The sequence below is a fragment of the Streptomyces sp. LZ34 genome (genome assembly GCF_053890475.1).
In genome coordinates, this window is sequence record NZ_CM132680.1 from 4,505,690 (window position 1) to 4,526,360 (window position 20,671).

Annotated in this window: 8 protein-coding genes; 2 read left to right on the forward strand and 6 right to left on the reverse strand. The window is 72.9% G+C overall.

Annotated elements, in window-relative coordinates; translation table 11 throughout:
- Positions 1-32: 32 nt before the first annotated feature.
- The 3 genes from ACWY4P_RS17700 to ACWY4P_RS17710 form a co-directional block, all read right to left on the reverse strand.
- The gene (locus ACWY4P_RS17700; RefSeq protein ID WP_456211510.1) at positions 33-1,073 is read right to left on the reverse strand and encodes a dihydrodipicolinate reductase; all 1,041 of its coding nucleotides are present in this window, start codon (positions 1,071-1,073) and stop codon (positions 33-35) included.
- Between the two features lie 92 nt (positions 1,074-1,165).
- Positions 1,166-1,903, reverse strand: coding sequence for a 4'-phosphopantetheinyl transferase family protein (locus ACWY4P_RS17705; protein WP_456211511.1), 738 nt, complete (start codon positions 1,901-1,903; stop codon positions 1,166-1,168).
- Positions 1,900-2,853, reverse strand: coding sequence for a quinone oxidoreductase family protein (locus tag ACWY4P_RS17710; RefSeq protein ID WP_456211512.1), 954 nt, complete (start codon positions 2,851-2,853; stop codon positions 1,900-1,902). The genes ACWY4P_RS17705 and ACWY4P_RS17710 overlap by 4 nt, the downstream gene beginning before the upstream one ends.
- A 317-nt stretch (positions 2,854-3,170) precedes the next feature.
- On the opposite strand from ACWY4P_RS17710, the gene ACWY4P_RS17715 reads away from it, so the two are divergent.
- Entirely contained in the window at positions 3,171-4,550 is a 1,380-nt protein-coding gene (locus ACWY4P_RS17715; protein ID WP_456211513.1) for a cytochrome P450, read from the forward strand.
- Positions 4,551-4,578: 28 nt separating this feature from the next.
- A complete protein-coding gene (locus tag ACWY4P_RS17720) occupies positions 4,579-5,958 on the forward strand; it encodes a cytochrome P450 (RefSeq protein WP_456211514.1) in 1,380 nt (459 codons plus the stop codon).
- 84 nt (positions 5,959-6,042) lie between these two features.
- Here ACWY4P_RS17720 and fabD read toward each other — a convergent pair whose 3' ends face one another.
- Genes fabD through ACWY4P_RS17735 form a run of 3 tightly spaced genes read right to left on the reverse strand, consistent with a single transcriptional unit; the run spans position 6,043 to position 20,669 of the window.
- Positions 6,043-9,573: an ACP S-malonyltransferase gene (fabD, locus tag ACWY4P_RS17725; RefSeq protein ID WP_456211515.1), complete on the reverse strand. Its 3,531-nt coding sequence runs from the start codon at positions 9,571-9,573 to the stop codon at positions 6,043-6,045.
- A complete protein-coding gene (locus tag ACWY4P_RS17730; protein ID WP_456211516.1) occupies positions 9,570-15,611 on the reverse strand; it encodes an amino acid adenylation domain-containing protein in 6,042 nt (2,013 codons plus the stop codon). Before ACWY4P_RS17730 ends, fabD begins: the two co-directional genes overlap by 4 nt.
- A gap of 48 nt (positions 15,612-15,659) precedes the next feature.
- The gene (locus ACWY4P_RS17735; RefSeq protein WP_456211517.1) at positions 15,660-20,669 is read right to left on the reverse strand and encodes a beta-ketoacyl synthase N-terminal-like domain-containing protein; all 5,010 of its coding nucleotides are present in this window, start codon (positions 20,667-20,669) and stop codon (positions 15,660-15,662) included.
- Positions 20,670-20,671: the final 2 nt, after the last annotated feature.

The window sequence follows — 20,671 nt, forward strand, 5'->3', positions numbered from 1 at the left end:
CGGCGCGGCCTGACGCGCGGCCTGACGCGCGGTCAGTCGGTGGTCGCGGTGGCGGCCTTGACGAACGGCAGCTCCAGGATGGTCCGGCAGCCGGGCTCGGCGGCGCACACCGGGCCGATCAGGTTGACGATGCGGGAGGCGTTGAGCTGGATGAGCCCGTCCACACCGAGGTGGGCGAAGTCCACCGAGATCGTGGGGTCGCCCTCGACCCGGATGGTGAACTCCGGGTCGCTCTCGGACTGCTGCCACCCCTCCCCCAGGCCCAGTTCGGCGATGTGCTCGATGACCGTGGTGTGCCAGGGCTTGCCGTCCACGTAACCGGTGAACTCGTAGCGCATCCCGGCGGCCGTGCCCTCGGGGATGGTCAGCCCGCTGGCCGGGAGGTGCAGCTCGCGGGGGGCGGGCAGGATCTCCCAGGCGGTGGTGCGCAGCTCGTCGAGCTTGAGCCCGAGGGCGTCGGTGACCAGGTGCGCGGCCTGCCCCTCGTACCAGTGGAACGCCTGCCCCAGCATCTGGGCGCGGCCGCTGTCCGGGGCGCACTCCTCCACCGGGGCGCCGAAGCCGAGGAGCTGCAGCACCTCCTTGGCGGCGTAGTCGCGGTGGAAGTTGCGCTCGCGGGTCCAGATGCGGCGGACGTTGCTGGTGTAGCCGGAGAGCACCAGCGGCAGTACGTCGTTGAGCAGACCGGGCATGTTGCCGCCGCCGGTGAGGGTGGTGCCGCCGTCCCGGGCCGCCTGCTCCATCGCGTCGTGGAAGGGGGTGCCGCGCAGGTCGAAGCCGCCGGTGGGGGTGACGACGTTCTTCCCGGACCGCAGGATGCGTGCCACCAGCTCACCGTCCCAGAAGGGCGGGTTGAGCAGGACGCAGTCGGCTTCCACGGCGAGTGCGGCCTCGACGTCGGTGGTGGCCCGGACGCCGATCGGGCCGATGCCCGCGATCTCGCCCGCGTCCACCCCGTCCTTCTCCGGTGTCTGGGTGACGACCGCGACGAGTTCGATGTCGGAGCGCTCCGCCAGGAGTTTGATCTGCTTCTTGGCGATGGTGCCGGTGTACCACTGGATCACCCGGAACATCGGGCTGCCTCCTCGGTCGGGGAAGGGAGTCGGGGAAGGGAAGGGGGTCGAGAGGGAGAGAGGGGTCAGGGAAGAGAGGGGAAGGGAAGCGCTCAGCCGAGTGCCGCCATGAGGTCGGCCTCGTGGTGCTCGATCACGCGCGGGGCGGCGCCCAGCGCGGCCAGGGCCGCGCGGTAGCCGGGGCCGGGGTGCAGATCGGTCAGGTGCGGCGGGACCGGCGGCCCGGGCCGGTCGCGCCAGTGCTCCAGCCGGGGCGGGGCGTCCGGCGGGCTGACGGTGAGCAGCGCCGGGTCCACCAGCAGACCGTGGCCGGTGGCCTTGAGCACGGCCTCCTTGCGGCACCAGTAGCGGGTGAAGCCCGCCGTCCGGTCGGGTTCCGGGAGGCGCGCCAGGGCCTGCCGCTCGGACGCGGCGAGCACGGTGGACGGCAGATGCTCGTCGTACGACTCCGCCACCCGCTCGATGTCCACGCCGATCTCGGTGCCCAGCGCCAGCGCCACGGCCACGCGCCGGCCGGAGTGCGAGAGGGACAGTTCGAGCGGCAGCGGGGAGCCCACCAGGACGGGCTTGCCGTGTGCCTTGCCGCAGCGTCCGCAACTGGCGGTGAAGCGCAGCTCGGCGGGGCTGGTGCCCAGCTGGGCGGCGATGACCCGGCGGGCCAGCGCGTGCGCGGTGAGGTAGAGCGCGCGGGCGGACTCCACGACGGTGTGCCGGTACCGTTCGCGCTCGGTGTCGTCGAGCAGGTCCAGCAGATTGAGGTCCGAGCAGGCTTCGGCGAACCACACATGGCACTCCCCGCCGCGTACGGTGCCGATGGCCGAGGTGGTCACCGTCTGGGGTCCAGGGCGAGCTTTCCCACGGTCCGCCGGGCGCTCAGGTCCTCATGCGCCTGCCGTACCTCGGACAGCGGGCGGACCCCGCCGGAGATCACCCGCAGCCTGCCCCGCGCGACCTCGTCGAACAGCTCGCGCATGGCCCGCTCCAGCAGTCCCGGGCGGCTCATGGCGCCTTCGAGCGTCAGCCCGCAGACGGTGGCCGAGGACTGCATCAGGGCGGGCAGCTCGACCGGCTTGGGCGGCTTGCGGCTCGCCATGCCGTAGAAGACCAGCCGGCCGAGCGGCGCGAGCGCGGTCAGGCTCTCGTCGGTGATGTGGCCGCCGGTCATCTCCAGCACGATGTCCAGCCCGCGTCCGCCGTTGGCCTTGCGGGCGGCGGCGGCCAGGCCGGGCGCGGTGGAGTCGAGCACGGCGTCGGCCCCCAGGTCCAGGGCCAGCGCGCGCTTGGCCTCGGTGCCGGCCGCGGCGATCACCCGGCCCGCGCCGGCGGCCTTGGCCAGCTGCACGGCGAGGCTGCCGACGCCGCCCGCCGCCGCGTGCACGAGCACCGATTCGCCCTCGCGCAGCCGGGCGCTCTCGTGCAGCAGCAGCCAGGCCGTGGTGCCCTGGACGAGCAGCGCCAGGGCGGAGAAGTCGTCCACGGCGTCGGGGATGTCGACGGCGAGCCCCTGGGGCACGACGGCACGCTCGGCATATCCGCCGCGCGGGACGACCGCCGCCACGCGCCGGCCGCCGGGGGCGGTGCCGACCACCTCCATGCCGGGGATCAGCGGGAGGGCGTCGCCGGGCAGGGCGCCGACCTCGGATTGATGGGTGTCGCGGTAGTTGATTCCGGCCAGGACGACGTCGACGAGCAGCTCCCCTTCAGCGGGGCGCGGGTCCGGGAGTTCGACCAGTTCGAGGACTTCGGGGCCGCCGAAATTCTTGATGTGGACAGCTCGCACGATCTTCACCATAGAGGGTGTGCCGATGAGTTTCCAGAGCTTTCAAGCATTCGATGCGGAAGGCGAGTTGGGGGAGCTGGTGAGAAATTGAGGGTACCGCCGACATGGCGACCGCATATAGGATCACGCCGACCAGAGGAACCAAGCCACCTACAAATTCAGCGCGTTGACGACATATACGTCGACTACGTCGGCTTGACGGCCTTCACGGCGCATATGTCGCGTGTTCCATCGCAGTCTGCTTTACACGTGCGGATTCAGCAGCCCAGGCAGTACCGGGCACCGCCCCGGTGGCCGGGCCACGGGGAGAGGAACCCATGTCGACTACGAGTCAGTTGCTGCCGTTCCAGGAGATTCCGGGCCCGAAGGGGCACCCCATCGCCGGCCTGCTCCCGGACTTCAACGCGGACCCGCTCGGCTTCCTGATGAACGGCTTCCACAACCACGGAGACCTGGTCTCCTACCGGTTCGGCCCCAAGGTGGCGGTGGGCAAGACCATCCTCGCCGCCTACCACCCCGAGCTGGTGCATCAGCTGCTGATGGACACCGAGCGCACCTTCGGCCGGGACAGCGACGGCTTCCGGGCCACGTACGAGCTGGTCGGGCGCGGTCTGATGACCACCGAGGGCGCCTACTGGCGCAGCCGCCGCCATATCCTCCAGCCGCTGTTCACCCCCAAGCGCGTCGCCCGCTACACGGAGCTGATGACCGCCGAGGCCGAGCGGATCATCGTCGAGCACGAGAAGCACGAGGGCACGCCCATCGACCTGTTCCACGCGATGATGCGCTACTCGCTGAGAGTGGTGGGCCGCGCCCTGTTCGGCGGCGACCTGGACGACGCCGAGGCCGATCTGCACCGGCTGATCCCGGACGCCAACAAGGGCATCATGGCCCGCACCACCCAGATCCCCAAGCTCCCGCTGGGCTTCCCCTCCCCCACCAACCGCCGCTTCCTGAAGACGAAGGAGGAGCTGTACGGCCTGATCGACCGGGTCATCGAGCGCAGCGGCAGCCACGGGGCGGCCGAGGCCGGGGACAACATCGTCTCCCGGATGCGCCAGTCCGAGGACCCGGAGACGGGCAAGCCGCTGACCGAGCAGGAAGTGCGCAACGAGGCGCTGCTGCTGTTCATGGCGGGCCACGAGACCACGGCGATGGGGCTGACCTTCGGGCTGCACCAGATCGGGCTGCACCCGGACATCCAGGACCAGATCGCCGAGGAGATCGCCGCGCACCACAAGGCGGGCGGCACGGCCGCCGAGTACGCGGGCAACCGCGACACGCTGGGCCGCGCCTCGCTCAACGAGGCGCTGCGGCTGTTCCCCTCCGTGCACATGACCGAGCGGGTGGCCCGCGAGGACCTGGAGCTGAACGGCTACCTCGTCCCGAAGGGCACCTCGGTCTTCCTCGTGCCGTGGGTCACCCACCGGCACCCCGACTTCTGGCCCGACCCGGAGAAGTTCGACCCGACCCGGTTCATCGGCAAGCACGACCGGCCGCGCTACGCGTACTTCCCGTTCGGCGGCGGCCCGCGGGTGTGCATCGGGGAGCACTTCGCGCTGCTGGCCTCCGGGGTGCTGATGGAGGCGCTGCTGCGCAAGTACCGGATCACCTCGCACGACGACAAGATCTCCATGAAGGTCCTCAACAGCATCCGCCCGGACAAGCCCGTCCGCACCACCTTCACCGCGCGGTAGTGACGGACAGGACGGGAGGAGCACGAGGATGACCACGACCACATCGGCCCGGCCCTTCTCCGAGGTGCCCGGGCCCAAGGGCAACGCGCTCGCCGGGGTGGCCCCCGAATTCCTGCGCGACGCGATCGCGGTGCTGGAGAGCGCCTACCGGGAACACGGCGACCTGGTGTCGTTCCCCTTCGGCCCGCGCGGCCCGCTCGGCAAGGTGGTGGTGGCCGCCTACCACCCCGACGCCGCCCAGCAGGTGCTCACCGACACCGAGCGGACCATCGGCCGCGGCCCCTCCAGCACCCAGGTGCTGGAGGACATGATCGGCTGCAATCTGATGACCACCGACGGCCCCGTGTGGCGCCGTCAGCGGCGCACCCTCCAACCGCTGTTCACCCCCAAGCGGGTCGCCCGCTACACGGATCTGATGGCCGCCGAGGCCGAGCGGATCGTGACCCGCGAGGTGCCCGAGCGCGCGGACCGGGTCGATCTGCACAAGCTGATGCTCCGCTACTCGCTGCGGGTCGTCGGCCGGGCGCTGTTCAGCGGGGACATCGACGACACCGGGCCCGAGTTGCACGGGCTCATCCCGCTCACCAACGAGCTGATCATCGGCCGGACGACCCAGCTGCTGAAGCCGCCGCTGTCCGTGCCCACCCCGCGCAACCGCCGCTTCGTGAAGACCAGGGAGCAGCTGTACGCGCTGATCGACCGCATCATCGAGCGGACGGACAAGGAGTCGGCCGGCGCCGAGCGGGACGACATCGTGACCCGGCTGCGCGACGCGCGCGACCCGGAGACCGGCGAGGGGCTGAGCGTCCCGGAGATCCGCGACCAGACCCTGCTGATGATGATGGCGGGCCACGAGACCACGGCCACGGCCCTCACCTTCGCCCTCCATCTGCTGGGCCTGCACACCGACATCCAGCAGGAGGTGGCCGAGGAGGGCGCGGCCCACATCGCGGACGGCGGCACCGCGGCCACGTACGCGCAGGCCCGCGAGACGCTGGCGCGGGCGAGCCTGCTGGAGGCGATGCGGCTGTACCCGCCGGTCTACATGACCGAGCACCTGGCCACCAGCGATATCGAGCTCGGCGGCTACCAGGTGCCCGCGGGCACGGCGGTGTTCCTCTCGCCGTGGGTCACCCACCGGCGCCCGGACTTCTGGCCGGACCCCGAGCGGTTCGACCCGACCCGGTTCATCGGCGAGCACGACCGGCCGCGCTACGCCTATCTGCCCTTCGGCGGCGGCCCCCACGTGTGCATCGGCGAGCACTTCGCGCTGCTGGCCGCCACGGTGCTGCTGGACGCCGTGGTGCGGCGGTTCCGGGTGGAGTCCGCCGACAAGACCGTCTCGTACCAGCAGACGGGCAACCTGCGGCCGGACAAGCCGGTCTGGGCCTCGCTCACCGCCCGCTGACCGCGGCGAGCCGAGCGGAGCTGTCCGAGGGCGCGCGTACCGACCCGGTACGCGCGCCCTCGCCATGGGGCGCGCGCCGGGCGGCTAGCCGAACAGGCCGGTGAAGCGGTCACGCAGAACGCGGGCCGCGCCGGACATGATGCGGTCGGCCACGACGTCCACATGGCGGCCGCGCCAGTCCTCCAGGTCCGTCCCGCGCACCCACTCGTTGAACGCGCCCATGGCCGGGCCGCAGTGGACGGCGTAGTCGACCCGCCGGTCCGGGTCGCCGGCCACCGCGAACCGGGCGCACCGGTCCAGGTACCAGCGGAAGACCAGCGCCATCCGGTGCTTGGCGCTGCCCTCGGCCCTGGCCAGTTCGCGCGGGTCGGCCTCGCGGAGGGCGGAGGACAGCTCGGCCCACACCGAGTCGAAGGAGCGGCGCAGATAGGTGTTCTCGATCTGCTCGCGGGTTGCCGCGTCGAGCTCCTCGAACGCGTCGTGACGGCGCCACAGATCGTGCAGCTTGGCCGCGCGGGCGGGCTGGAAGACCCCCCGCTTGAGCGACCGCACCCGCCCGCCGATCTCGAACTCCTCGCTCCAGGGGGCGCTGTCCACGTCGTGGACCTCGGCCTCCTGCAGCATCCGCCGCACCGGCTCGCTGGTGGCGGCCTGCACGGTGGACTGGTTGACCGAGCCGGTGATCACGAACTCGGCCCCCAGCAGGAACGCGGCGGCCGCGGCCTCGGGCGTGCCGATCCCGCCCGCCGCGCCGACGTGCACCCGTGGCCCGCCCGCGTCCAGCGCGTCGCGCAGCCGCGTCACCGTGGGCAGCAGCGTGGCCAGCGACCCGGCGTCGGGGCGCCAGCCGTCCGCCTCCACACACAGGTCGTCGGCCACCGGCCGGCTCCCGTAGCGGGCGATCTCCGCCTCGCCGATCTGCCCCTGCTCCCGCAGCCGGTCGAGCACGGCGCGGGGCGGCGGGGAGAGGAAGGCCCGGGCCATATCCGCGCGCGACACCTTGGCGAGCACCCGCCCGCCCTTGAGGCGGTACTTGACCAGGGCGGGGGTGATCTGCAGGAATCCGGACGCCTCGACGGTACGGATGCCCAGCCGCAGGAACAGGTCGACGAGGGCCAGTTCGGCCTCGGGGCTGTCGTGACGGTAGAGGAGGTTCGCGCCGAAGGGCCCGTCGTCGCCGAGGGCGGCGATCACGGCGCGCAGCCCGTCCTCGATCTCGGCGGGCCGCAGACCGCCGGTGCCGAAGAAGCCCATGCCGCCGGCCTTGCCCAACCGGGTCAGCATCTCCGTGCCGGAGACCCCGCCGTGGAGGGACCCGGCCAGATACGCGTAGCGCAGGCCGTACCGCTCCCGGAAGCCGCGGGCCCCCAAGTCCTCGGCGGCGAGCTCGCGCGGCGAGAGGGGCACGGGGTGGGCGGCGAAGACGGGCACGGGGGTGACGGGTACGGGGGTGACGGGTTCGGGGGTGACGGGTTCGGGGGTGACGGGTTCGGGGGTGACGGGTTCGGGGGTGGGGACGGGCTGGGCCACGGGTACGGGTACGGGGGCGGGCGCGGGCTCAGGCACCGGTACGGGTACGGGTACGGGCACGGGCGTGGGTTGGGCCACCGGCACCGGCTCGGGCACGGCGCGCTGCTGGGCGGCGGGCTCCGGCACGGGCGCGTACTGCGGGACCGGCTGTGGGACCGGCTGCGCGGCGGGCTGCGGGACCGGCTGGGCGACCGGCTGGGCGGCCCGCTCCTCGACGTACAGCGGCTCGGACTTCTCGCGGATCTTCCTGACCAGCTTGGTCAGGACGGTCCCGGGGCCGATCTCCTCGAATTCCAGCTCGCCTTTCCCCATCAGAAAGCGGATCGTCTCGATCCACCGCACACCGCTCCAGATCTGCCGGGTGAGAGTATCGGTCAGCCCGTCCCGATCGGCGGGATACGGACGGGCGTCCGCGTTGGAAATGACCGGAATGCTCGGCGGGCTCAACCGGAACCCGTTCAGGAAATCGGTGAACTCCTCCGCCGCGGGCCGCATGAACTCCGAATGGAAAGCGCCGCTGACCCTCAGCCGGGTGTAGAACGCCTTGTCCGCTTCGAAGAAGGCGCGGGCGATGTCGATTTTGTCGCGCGGCCCGGTCAGCACGAATTGTTCGGGTGAGTTGTAATTCGCGATCGTCAGTCCGGCCAGTTCGGGGCGGCGCAGCGTCTCCTCGACGCGCTCCTGTGCCAGACCCACCACGGCGGCCATGCCACCGCCCTCTGAACGGGCCGTGAGCTCGGCCCGGCGCTGCACCAGTCGCAGCCCGGTCTCGAAGTCGAAGACGCCCGCGGCGAAGAGCGCCACGTACTCGCCGAGGCTGTGCCCGATGACGTACGCGGGCGGCTGCGGGTCCTCCTTCAGCCGCTTGAGGTACGACAGCGCGCTGACCACGTACAGGGCGGGCTGGGTGAACTGGGTGAGGCTCAGCTGCTTGTCCGGGTCCTCGACGCACAGCCGCTCGATCGAGTACCCGAGCACGGCGTCCGCCTGCGCGGTGCGCTCGGGGAACTCCGCGAACAGGCCCTTGCCCATGCCTTTGACCTGCGACCCCTGGCCGGGGAACCCGTAGACCTTCACGCTGCCTCCCGGGGCGGCCGGCACGGGTGCGGGGTGGGGGCGGCGCGCGGGGACCGCCGCGCGGGCGGCAGCCAGCAGATGGGTGTTGGTGCCGAACGGGCTCAGCAGCGGCATCGAGGTGGACCGGGAGCCGGGGCGGAGGTTGTTGCGCACGAAGTTGTGCAGCGTGCCCGAGGGGCCGAGGTCCAGATAGCGGTGCGGGCCGCGCGCCTCCAGCGCCTCGACGGTGCGCTGGAACTCGATCGGCTCGCGGGCCACCCGCCAGAAGTGCTCGGGGGTCAACGCCGCCACCGGCCCGCCCACGGCGCTGGACACCAGCGGAATACCCGGCGGCCCCGGGCGCACCTCGGCCATGGCCGCCGCGCAGGCGTGGTACGCCGGGTCCATCAGCCGGGAGTGGAAGCCGCGTTCGACCGGCACCCGCTGGTAGGGGATGTCCAGGGCGCGCAGCCGCGCCTCGGCGGCGGCCAGCGCCTCCTCGGTTCCGGCGACCACGAAGTGCTGGTCGTAGTTGCGGGCCGCCAGTTCGGTGCCGTCGCGCAGCTCGGACAGCTCCTCGTACAGCGACTGCCGGGCGAGTACGGCCAGCATTCCGCCGGGCGGGCAGGCGTCGAGCGCGCGCGCCTGGCGCACCAGCATCCGCAGGCACTCGTCCTCGGGCAGCACTCCGGCCAGCACGCCGGCCGTGAACTCGCCGAGGCTCGCGCCGAGCAGCAGGTCCGGCTGGATGCCTTCGGCTCTCAGCGTCTCGGCCAGGGCGAGTTCGACCATGACGATGGCCGGGTGGGTGACCGCGGTCTCCAGGAACGGATGGGCCTTGGAGCGGCCGTCGTCGTACATGCGGCTCAGCACGGACTCGCCGAGCTCGGTGCGGACGACGGCGTCCATCCGGTCCATCGCGGCCGCGAAGACCGGCTCGGATCCGTACAGGTCCCGGCCCATCTGGTAGTACTGCGAACCCTGTCCGGAGAACATGAAGACCGTGGGGAGCTCATCGGTCGCGGTCATGGGGCAACCTCCTCGATGCCGGAGAGGACCTCGCCCACCGAGCGGTCGGGGCGGGCCACGATGTCCTGGATCAGGTCGGCGAAGAGCCGCAGCCTGCGGGCCGGCTCACCGGGTGGGAAGCCGCCCGAGTAGGTGTTCAGGTTCAGTACGAAATGCGAATCCAGGAAGATCGCCTCGATGCGCATCGGATGCTCGGTCTGGTTGACGAACTCCACCGGCTCCGCGCCCAGGTCGCCGTCGAACCGGCCGAAGACCCCGGACAGCTCGGGGAAGGTCTCGTTGACGAGGTAGCTGTCGAAGAGGAAGCCGTCCTCCGCCACCCCCGCCCACTCCCGCAGGAGCCGCACCGGCACATGCTCGTGGCGGGCGATGTCGCCCACCTTGCGCTGGAGCGCGTGCAGCCAGTCCCGCAGCGGCGCGGCGCGGTCGATCCGCATCCGCACCGGCAGGATGTTGAAGAACTGGCCGACCCCGTGGTCGACCTCGACGAGCGCGGAGCCGCGGCCGGAGAAGACCGAGCCGAAGACGACGTCGGACGCCCCCGAGCCGTGGTGCAGATGCAGCGCCCAGGCGGCCTGGACCAGGGTGAACGGGGTGATCTCCAGCCGCTTGGCCAGCGCCAGCAGGCCCCGGGTGACCTCGTCGGGCACCAGCAGCCCGTCGTGCAGCAGATCGGGTTCCTCCGCGACCGGCACCCGCTCGGCGGCGGGCGGGGCCAGGGCCGGTGCGGGCAGGTCGAGCCCGGCCAGCTCGGCGCGCCAGAACGTCTCGGCGGGGCCGAGGTCCCGGTGGCGCTGGGAGACGCAGAAGTCCCGGTAGACGGTGTCCGGGCGCGGGGCGGCGGGTTCGCGCCCGGCGGCGTACTCCCCGTACGCGTCGAAGAGCACCTTCATGATCATCGGGTAGCTCCAGCCGTCCTGGAGCGCGAGGTTGAACATGTAGAGGTAGTCGTAGGTGTGCTCCTCCAGCCGGAAGAGGGCGACATGGCTCTGCGGGGCCCGCGCCGGGTCGAAGCCCGCGCGGCGCCGGGCGGCCACATACGCCTGGAGCCGGCGCTCCTGCTCGGACGGCTTGAGGCCGCGCCAGTCCAGCTGCCGCACCTCCAGCTCCGCCTCGCGGTGCACGACCTGCACCGGCTCCACGAGCCCCTCACACAGGAAGGAGGTGCGCAGCACGGGGAAGTGGTCGACGGTGTGCTGCCACGCGCGGGCGAAGGCGTGCGGGTCGAAGGCGGCGCCGGTGATCCGGAACCGCTGGTGGACGACGTTGCCGCCGGGTTCGCGGGTGGTCAGCAGGCGGTGCAGGACGTTGTGCTGGGTGCCGGTGAGCGGATAGGCGTCGACGGCGTCGGGGCACCGCTCGCGGACCTGGGCCAGCGTCTCGTCGTCCAGTGCGGGGGCATCGCGGCCCACGTCGGCCGCCTCGACGCCGGCCCCCGACTCCTTGCGCAGCCGGGCGGCCTCGGCCAGCTCGGCGACCGTCTTGTACTGGAAGACGTCCTGCGCGGTCAGCGGCAGCCCGCGCCGGACCGCCTTGTTGACCAGCCGGATGCTCAGGATCGAGTCGCCGCCGACCTCGAAGAAGTTACTGGTGACGCCGGTGCCCTGGACGCCCAGGACCTCGGCCCACACCTCGGCGAGCTGCGTCTCCTCGGGGGTGCGGGGGGCGACGTACTCGGTGTCGGCGCCGGCGGTGTCCAGTACGGGCAGCGGCAGCGCCCTGCGGTCCAGCTTGCCGTTGGCGTCGGTGGGCATCTCGGGCAGCGCGACGACCGCCGAGGGCACCATGAACTCCGGAAGCTTCTCCCGGAGAAAGGCGTGGGCCGAGGCGGTGAGACGGCGGCTGAGCCGGTGCAGCAGCGGGTTGTTGGTGTACGAGTGGAGCGGGCGCGGGCGCTCGGGCCGGTGGCTCCAGCCGGGTGCGGGCCCCTTGCGCAGCAGCACCTCGTAGCCGCCGTCGGCGCGTCCGCCGGCCCAGGAGACGTCCGCCTGGTAGCCGAGTTCGCCGGCCAGCCGCCACCACTGCTCGGGGTCGGCCCCGCCCTGGTCCCCGTCCTGCTCTTCGGCCGTCCGGGCCGCCGCCGCGGCGCGCAGCTCGGCGACGGTGGCCGGGCCGGGGCGGGCGGCGAGCGCCCGCAGCAGCCCGGCGGCCGGTGCCGTACGGGAGTTGGGGACGGAGCGCAGCAGCAGGGCGGCGGGGGCGCGCTCGGTCAGGGTGCGGCGCACCCGCTCGGGGTCGAGGCCGTCCCGTTCCCAGTCCAGCTCCAGCGGCGCGGGGGCGTCGGGTGCCTCGGCCCCGATGTGCAGGGCGACGTCGTAGCGGTACCGGGTGAGTTCATTGGCGAAGTCGCCGCGTTTGAGCATCACCTCGACGTGGGAGATGCGCGGCAGCTCCCGGCGCAGCACGACGAACAGCTCGGGGTCGACGACCAGTTCCTGCTCCTGGGCGACGCGCCCGGCGATCCGGCGGCGCAGCAGCTCGACGGGGGTGTCGGGCTGGGTGCGCTCCGTCTCCACCTCGGTGTGGAACGCCTCGAGCAGCGGCAGGCTGCGCAGGTCGCCGAGGAAGAGGACGCCGCCCGGCCGGAGCCTGGTGACGGCCTGGGCGATGACATCGCGCAGATACGCGGTGTCGGGGAAGTACTGCACCACCGAGTTGATCAGGACGACGTCGAAGGTCTCCTCCGCCAGGCCTTCGAAATCGTCGGCGCCGCGCTCCAGCAGCGTCACCTCGGCGTCGCCGGTGAGCGGCCCCACGATGCGCTCACGCACGAAGTCCAGCGCGCGCCCGGAGATGTCGGTGCCGGTGTAGTGGGTGCAGTGCGGCGCGATACGGGACAGCAGCAGCCCGGTGCCGCAGCCGATCTCCAGCACCCGCCGGGGCGTCCGCTCCAGTACGCGCCCGACGGTCGACTCGACCCAGACGCGCATCTGGCCGGCGGGCAGCGGCTCGCCGGTGTAGCTGGAGTTCCAGCCGACGATGTTGAAGTCGGCGTCCTGCGGGTCCTGCGTGTCGTAGGTGCGGCTGAAGACGCTCTCCCACTCGGCGACCTGGGCGTCGGCCGCCGCCCCACCGCTGTCTCCGCCCTCGCCGCCCTCGCCGCCGTCGCCGTCGCTGTCGCTGTCGCCGTCGAGGGCCGCGTCCGGCTGCGGCACCACATAGGCCACCAGCCGCTTGTGCTCGTCCGGGGCGCTCTCGTCGTCCCCGCCCAGGGCGCGGGCGAGCACCGCGACCTCGCGCACGGCCGGGTGCTCGGCGAGCGCCGCCTCGACCTCGCCGGGCTCGATGCGGAAGCCGCGCACCTTGACCTGGAAGTCGGTGCGGCCCCGGTATTCGATCGTGCCGTCGGGCAGATAGCGGGCGAGGTCACCAGTCTTGTAGAGCCGGTCCCCGGGGGCGGCGGAGAACGGGTCGGGGATGAAGCGCTCGTGGGTCAGCTCGGGCCGCTTGTGGTAGCCCTTGGCGACCTGGACGCCACCGATGTGCAGCTCGCCGGGGGCGCCGACGGGCACGGGGTTGAGATAGCGGTCGAGGATGTGGACGCGGGTGTTGGCGACGGGCCGCCCGATCGGCACCGCGCGCGGACCGCCCTCCGGCGGACAGGCCCAGTGCGTGACATCGACGGCGGCCTCGGTGGGCCCGTACAGGTTGTGCAGCCGCGCGGACCCCAGGCGCTCGTAGAAGCGCTCCTGGACGGTGTACGGCAGGGCCTCGCCGCTCGCGAACACCCGCCGCAGGGAGCGGGTGCGGCCCTCGAGGTCCGGCTCCTCCAGGAAGGCCTGGAGCATCGAGGGCACGAAGTGGCAGGTGGTCACCCGCTCCGCCGCGATCAGCTCGGCGAGGTAGCCGGGCTCCCGGTGGCCGCCCGGCCGGGCGAGCACCATGCGGGCGCCGGTGATCAGCGGCCAGAAGAACTCCCACACCGAGACGTCGAAGCTGAACGGCGTCTTCTGAAGCACCCGGTCGTCCGGGGTGAGCCCGTACTCCTCCTGCATCCACAGCAGCCGGTTGCGGATGGCCCGATGGGTGATCATCGCGGCCTTCGGCTTTCCGGTGGAGCCCGAGGTGTAGATCATGTACGCGAGGCTGTCCGGACCGGCCCCGGAGTCCGGCGACTCCTCGGGCCGCCCCGCCAGCGCCTGCCAGGTGGCGTCGAGGCAGACCACGCGCGCCGAGTGCGGCGGCAGCGCCGACCGCAGCCGCTCCTGGGTCAGCAGGATGTCGGGCGCGGCGTCCGCCATCATGAACGCCAGCCGCTCGGCGGGATAGCCGGGGTCGATGGGGACGTACGCGCCGCCCGCCTTGAGGATGCCCAGCAGCCCGACGACCAGCTCCGGGGAGCGCTCCATGCAGATGGCCACCGGCTTGTCAGGACCGACACCCATCTCGCGGAGCAGATGGGCGAGTTGGGCGGCCCGCCGGTCCAGTTCGGCGAAGGTCAGCCCGTCGTCGCCGAAGCGGACCGCGAGGTCGCCGGGCGCGGCGCGCGCGGCCCGGTGCGCGACCAGTTCGTGCAGGGTGCGGCCGTCCGCGTCGGGGTAGTCGCGCGCGGTGCGGTTCCACTCGACGAGGATCTTGTGGCGCTCCTCCTCCGGCAGCACCCGCAGCTCGCCGACCCGCTGCCCCGGGGCGTCCGCGAGGGACCGCAGCAGCACCAGATAGCTGTCGATGAAACGCTGGATCGTGCCGTGCTCGAAGATGTCCGCGTTGTACTCGACCGAGCCGGTGAGCAGGCCCTCCCGCTCGGCGATGGAGATCCACAGGTCGAACTTGCTGGTGCCGTTCCTGATCTCCTGGACCGGCCCGAGGATGGAGTCCGCACCGGCCGCCTCGGCGGGTGCGGTCTGCAGCGCGAAGCACACCTGGAACAGCGGGTTCATGCTCATGCCCTGTTCCGGGCGGAACTCGTTGACCAGGAGCTCGAAGGGCACGTCCTGATGCGCGTAGGCGCCCTTGGCCGTGTCCCCGACCCGCTCCAGGACCTCCTCCACCGTGGGGTTCCCGGACAGGTCCGTGTCCAGCACCAGGGTGTTGACGAAGAACCCGATCAGACCCTCGATCTCCTTGTGGTGCCGGTTGGCGATCGGGGTGCCGACGACCACCTCGTCGTCGCCGGTCCAGCGGTGCATGAGGATCTTCAGCGCGGAGACCAGCGTCACGAACAGCGTGGTGTTCTGCTTGCGGCTCAGATCCCGCAGCGCCGAGGCCAGCTCGGGGTCGAGGTCGAAGCGGGCGGCGCCACCGCGGAAGGTCTGCACGGGCGGCCGGGGCCGGTCGAGCGGCAGCTCGGATCCGGGTCTGCGGTCGCCGAGCCGCTGGCGCCAGTGGGCAAGTCGCTCCTGGAGCGCGTCGCCGCTCATGCGCTCGCGCTCCCAGAGGGTGTAGTCGGCGTACTGGAGCGGCAGCGGGGGCAGCGGGGACGGGCGGTCCGCCGCGTACGCCGTGTGGAGCAGCAGCATCTCGCGGACGAAATTGTTGATCGACCAGCCGTCGGTGACGATGTGGTGGGTGTTGAGAACGAAGTTGTGGGTGTGCTCGTCCAGCCGGAAGAGGGTGACCCGCAGCAGCGGCCCGCGCGCCAGGTCGAAGATATGACACGCGTCCTCCCTGGCCAGCCGCTGGAACTCGGCCTCGCGCTCATCGCCTTCGAGCGCGGACAGGTCGACGACCGGCAGCGGCAGGGTCAGGGAGGGCGCGATCTCCTGCCAGGGCTCGCCCGCCGTGCTCGGGAAGGTGGTGCGCAGCACCTCGTGGCGCCGCACGATCTCGTTGACGGCGCGCTCCAGCAGCGCGGGGTCGAGGGGGCCGTTGAGCCGGAAGCTGAGCACGACGTTGTACGCCGGGCTGTCCGGCACCAGCTGGTCGAGCGACCACAGCCGCTGCTGGTGGAAGGAGAGCGGCGGCCGGCCGCCCCCGGATCGGCGTGGGATGACCGCCCGCCCTTCGCCGCGCGCCGTGCCCTTGAGCTTCTTCAGCAGCGCGAGCTTGGCGGGCGAGAGCTGGGCCCGGCGGGCCACCAGCGCATCGTCCAATGACATACGAATCCCTTCCTCGTCCGTTCCTGGTCCCTCCTCGGCGGTCACGGGTCAGTTGGCGGACATGGCGCGGGCGGTCTCGTCCGGCAATTCGTCGATCCTTTCGATGACCTCGGCCTCGACCAGCGCCGCCATCTCGGGGACGGTGGTGGCCGTCATCAGCTCCCGCAGCTCCAGCTCGAAGGGGAGGTTGTCGTTCAGCCGGGCCTTGATGCGGGAGGCCATGATCGAGTCGCCTCCCAGGTCCTGGAAGGTGTCGGTCTCGCGGACCTCCGCCACGCCGAGGACCTCCTTCCACGCCTCGGTGACCAGGCGCTCGATGTCGTTGTCCGGCGCGGCGGCGGGCTCGGGGGCGGCTGCCGGAGCGGGCTCGGGGGCGGGTTCGGGGGCGGGGGCGCTTGCCTGGGCCGGGGCGGGAGCGGGCTCCGGGACCGGGGTTACGGCAGGGGTGGGCACGGGGGCGGGGGCACGGTCGGGGTCGGCCGGGAGGCCGTCGCTCTCGGCCAGCAGCACGCTCTCCGAGAGCCGGTCCTCGCGCAGCGGCATCCCCGACAGCACCCGCATCCCGCGGAAGCCGTTGCGCTCCATGGCCCGTCGCCACATCGGCACGCTCAGCAGCGGCGAGCCGGGCAGCCGCTCGTCCTCGAACGCCCACCACCCCTCCAGCAGACCGAAGGCGATGGTCAGCAGCTCGTGCAGGCGGGTGATCTCGAAGAGCGCGAGCAGCCCGTTCGGCCGCATCAGGGACTTGGCATGGGCCAGGGTGCGGTCCAGGTTCCGGGTCGCGTGCAGCACATTGCTGGCGATCACCAGGTCGACCGACCCGGCCTCGAATCCCTGGTCCAGCGGCGGGCGCTCGATGTCCAGCTGCTTGAACTCCACGAACCCGTGCCGCCCGTACTCCTGGGCGCCGTACTGGACGAAGCTGCTGCCCAGGTCGGTGTAGAGATAGCGCAGCCGGTCGCCGTAAGGGCCGAGGGCGGCCAGCACACCGCGGCTGGTGCCGCCGGTGCCCGCGCCGATCTCCAGCACGGTCACCCGGGCCCCCGGGTCGCGCTCCAGCCGGGTGCGCACATAGGCGGTCGCGGCTCGCACCATCAGCTCGTTGGTCTGCTGCTGGTTCTTGTAGATCTGGTCCATCAGGTCGAAGGAACCGCCGGGGAACAGCACGTCCAGGGGGTCCCGGCGGCCGGTGAGCACGTCCGGGTAGGCGCGTACGCACACGTCCAACACCTTGAGCAGGCCGTCGTTGTCCGGGGCGCGCTCCAGCAGGGCGCGCTGCTCCCCGGCCAGCTTGTCCACCTCGGCCTGGAGGTCGTGCTCGTCCACCGGGGCGGTGACCACGTCGTCGCCGTCCAGGCGGACATAGCCCGCCTCGGCGAGCAGCCCGAGCAGGGCGTCGAAGAGCCGGTGGTGCTGGGCCGCGACGGCCATGCGGTCGCGCAGCGCGGCGCGGCCGACCCGCTCCCCCGCCACCCGCAACGCGCCCATCTCCCGGAAGGTGCTCAGCAGGGAGACCCGGCAGATGCGGCTGAGCGCGGCCACCGTGTCCTGGTAGGCGGCGAGGTCGGCGAGACCGGCCTCGACCTCGTACACGCGCGGGCGGGTGGCCGTCGCCTCCTCGACGTCGGACAGCAGGGAGGGGGCCGCCCCGGCGAGCGGCGCGGCCGGGCCGGAGCCCGGCTGAGCCTGACCGCCAGCGGGCGCCTCGGTGAGCACGTCGGTGATCCAGTAGCGCTCGCGGGCGAAGGGGTAGGTGGGCAGCGGCACCCGCGCCGGGCGCGCCGGGTGCAGCAGGTCCCACGCGACGGGTACGCCGCTGACCCACAGCTGGGCGGCCTCGGCCAGGTCGCCGCCGACCGCGGCCGCGCGGACCAGCTCCGCCGCGTCGTCCCAGGCGACCAGCGCCCTGGCGTTCGCGGCCTCGGCGGTGCCGGTGTTGCCGTGGAACGCCGTGGGCGAGGCCGCGCCGTCGAGATGGGCGGTCAGCCCGGCCGCCAGCTCGACGAGGTCGCGGGCCACCACGGCCAGCCGCTCCGGAAGCTGCTCACGGCCGGTCAGCAAGGTGTACGCGATCTCGTGCACCGTCGGCAGCTCCCGGGCGGGCGCGGCGGGCGCCGCGGCCCGGCCGGGCTCCGGGCCGAGCTCGCCGAGCCGGTCCGCGTGCTCCTCGCACAGATGGCTGGCCAGGGCCTCGAGGGAGGGGTGGCGCTCGGCGGCGGTCGGCGCGAGCACCACCCCGAACTCCCGGCCGATGCCCAGCAGCAGCCGGGCCCGGGCGATGCCGTCGAACCCGGCCGCCGCCAGCTCGGCGCCGGCGACGGCCTCGACGTCCTGGGCGGGCCTGCCGAGCACGCGGCCGGCGATGGCGACGAGGCGTTCTCGGACCCGCTCCTGGGCGGCGGAGCCGGTCTGCCCGGCGGGGGCGGCGCCCGTGACGAAGTCCCGCAGCCGCTCCGCGTACGCGCGCAGCCGGTCGGCGTCCCGGGCGGACAGCACCACCATCGCCGGGCCGTCCAGGGCGGGGCGCGCCCGTTCGCCGCGGTACTCCTCCAGGACCACATGCGCGTTGGAGCCGCCCGCGCCGAAGCTGCTGACCCCGGCGCGCAGCGGCTGCTCGCGGCCGTCCACGACGGGCCGCCGCCACGGGCGCAGCTCGGTGTTGACCTCCAGCGGCGTGCCGGAGAAGTCCAGTTTGGGGTTGCGGGGGGTGGCGTGCAGGGTGGGTGCCAGCTCCTTGTGGCGCAGCTGGAGCAGGACCTTGGTGACCCCGGCGATACCGGCGGCGGCCTCGCAGTGCCCGATGTTGGACTTGACCGAGCCCAGGGCGCAGGAGGTGCCGTCCCGGCGCGGGCCGCCGAGCGCTTCGCCGAGCCCCGCGACCTCGATCGGGTCGCCCAGCGCCGTACCGGTGCCATGGGCCTCGACGTAGCTCACGGTCCGCGGGTCGACCCCGGCGTCCTGCAGCGCGGCGGTGATCACCTGGCGCTGCGCCCGGGGGCTGGGCACGGTGAACCCACCGGCCTTGCCGCCGTGGTTGACGGCGGTGCCCTTGATGACGCCGTGGATGTGGTCGCCGTCGCGCTCGGCGTCCCGCAGCCGCTTGAGGAACAGCACCCCGACGCCCTCGCCGGGGACCATGCCGTCCGCGCCCGCGCCGAACGCGGCGCAGCGGCCCTCGGCGGACAGGAACTCGCCCTGGCTGAGCACCAGGTACTTGTTGGGGTGCAGGGACAGGTTGACGCCGCCGACGAGCGCCGCGTCGATCTCCCCGGCGCGCAGCGCCCGGGCGGCGAGGTGGAGGGTGGTCAGCGAGCTGGAGCAGGCGGTGTCGACCATCATGCTCGGGCCGTCGAAGTCGCAGACGTAGCTGACCCGGTTGGCGATGGACGCGCCGCCGGCCCCCAGGCCCACCCGGCGGCCGTCGGGCCCGGTGCGCTCCGCCGCCAGCAGCGGATAGTCCTGGAACATCACGCCCGCGTACACGCCGACGCTGTGGCCGCGCAGGCTGTCGCGGGTGTGTCCGGCGTCCTCCAGGGCGGCCCAGGAATGCTCCAGGAACAGCCGCTCCAGGGGGTCGATGGCCACCGCCTCGTTCGGCGCGATGGAGAAGAACAGCGGGTCGAAGCGGTCGGCCTCGTCGATGAAACCGCCGCGGTCGCAGTAGCTGTAGCCGAGCTGCCCCGGCCGGCCGCCGCCGTAGGGCCGGTGGTCGAAGCGCTCCGGGGGGATCGGGGTCACGCAGTCGCGCCCGGTGCGCAGGCTGTGCCAGAACGCGCCGAGGTCGGCGCCGCCGGGGTAGCGGCCCGACATGCCGACCACGGCGAGGTCGCCCTGGGCGGGCGGGAACGGCACGGGGGCGGCGGGTGTCGTGGCGGGGGCGAGCGTTGCGACGGCCGCCGGTGCGGGTGCGACTGGGGGTGCGGGTGCGACTGGGGGTGCGGGCGTGGGTGTTGTGGGCGCGGGCGTGGCGGGAAGCCGGGGGGCCAGCCAGGCGGCCAGGTCCTGGACGGTGGTGTGCTCGAACAGCAGCGTCGGGGGCAGGGTGGCGTCCAGCCGGTGCTGCAGCGCGCTCACCACGCGCAGCAGCGCGGCCGAGTCCAGCCCCATCTCGTAGAACCCGGCGCGGACGTCCACCGCCCCGGGCGCGACGCCCAACTCCCGTGCCAGCAGCCCGCGCAGCAGCTCCTGGGCATCCTGCGGCTCTGCGGTGTCGGCGGGGGCGGGGGCGATGGCCGGGGCTGGGGCGATGGCCGGGGTGCGCTCGGGCTTGCTGGTGAAGCCGCGCAGTTCGGCGATCTGCCGGCCGTGTGCGTCGTAGTACTCCACGTTCAGGGTGAGCAGATCGTTCTCCCGGCGCACCGAATCGGCCGGGATACGGGCCAGACACCGGCCGGTGAGCGGGCCCGCAGCACGGAACGACTCGTAGCACAGCGGCAGATACAGCCCCGCCCCGCCTGTCTCGCTCGCATGCGCGAACCCGGCGGCGACGGCACTGGCGTCCAGCAGCGCGGGGTGGGCCAGGAACTCGGCCGCGTCGGACAGCGCCTCGGGGCCCAGCTCCGCCTCGACGAGCACGCCGGCCGGGGACCGGTGGATCCGGCCGAGGGTCTTCATGGCGCCGCTGTGCGTGAGCTCCCGCTCGCGGCAGCGGCGGTAGACCTCCTCCAGGTCGATGACCTCCGCGGCCGCGGCCCGCTCGGCGGCCGGGTCGAGCACGCGGTCGAACGGGGCGGGCGCCACGCGGTGCACATCGGCCGAGGCGTAGCCGACCGGGGCCGCGGCGCCGGCGGGCCGCCCGGTCACCTCCACCCGCCAGACGCCCGGGGTGGCCTCCTGCGCGGTGAGCGACAGCGGGACGGCCTGGTCCCGCCCCACCGTCAGCGGCGCGTAGATGCTCAGATTGCGCAGCTCCAGCTCGGTGAACGGATGCCCGTGGCGGGCGAAGACCTGGAGGACGAGGTCCACGTAGGCCAGGCCGGGCAGCAGCGCCTGCCCGCGCACCACGTGCCCGGCGACGAGCGGGTTGCGCTGCGTGAGGTCGAAGTGTGCGGTCAGCAAGG

What these genes read in the sequence shown, in the direction of transcription:
- ACWY4P_RS17700 (WP_456211510.1), bottom strand. Translation starts at nt 1,073, where the DNA reads ATGTTCCGGGTGATCCAGTGGTACACCGGCACCATCGCCAAGAAGCAG.
- ACWY4P_RS17715 (WP_456211513.1), top strand. Translation starts at nt 3,171, where the DNA reads ATGTCGACTACGAGTCAGTTGCTGCCGTTCCAGGAGATTCCGGGCCCG.
- ACWY4P_RS17720 (WP_456211514.1), top strand. Translation starts at nt 4,579, where the DNA reads ATGACCACGACCACATCGGCCCGGCCCTTCTCCGAGGTGCCCGGGCCC.
- fabD (WP_456211515.1), bottom strand. Translation starts at nt 9,573, where the DNA reads ATGACCGCGACCGATGAGCTCCCCACGGTCTTCATGTTCTCCGGACAG.
- ACWY4P_RS17730 (WP_456211516.1), bottom strand. Translation starts at nt 15,611, where the DNA reads ATGTCATTGGACGATGCGCTGGTGGCCCGCCGGGCCCAGCTCTCGCCC.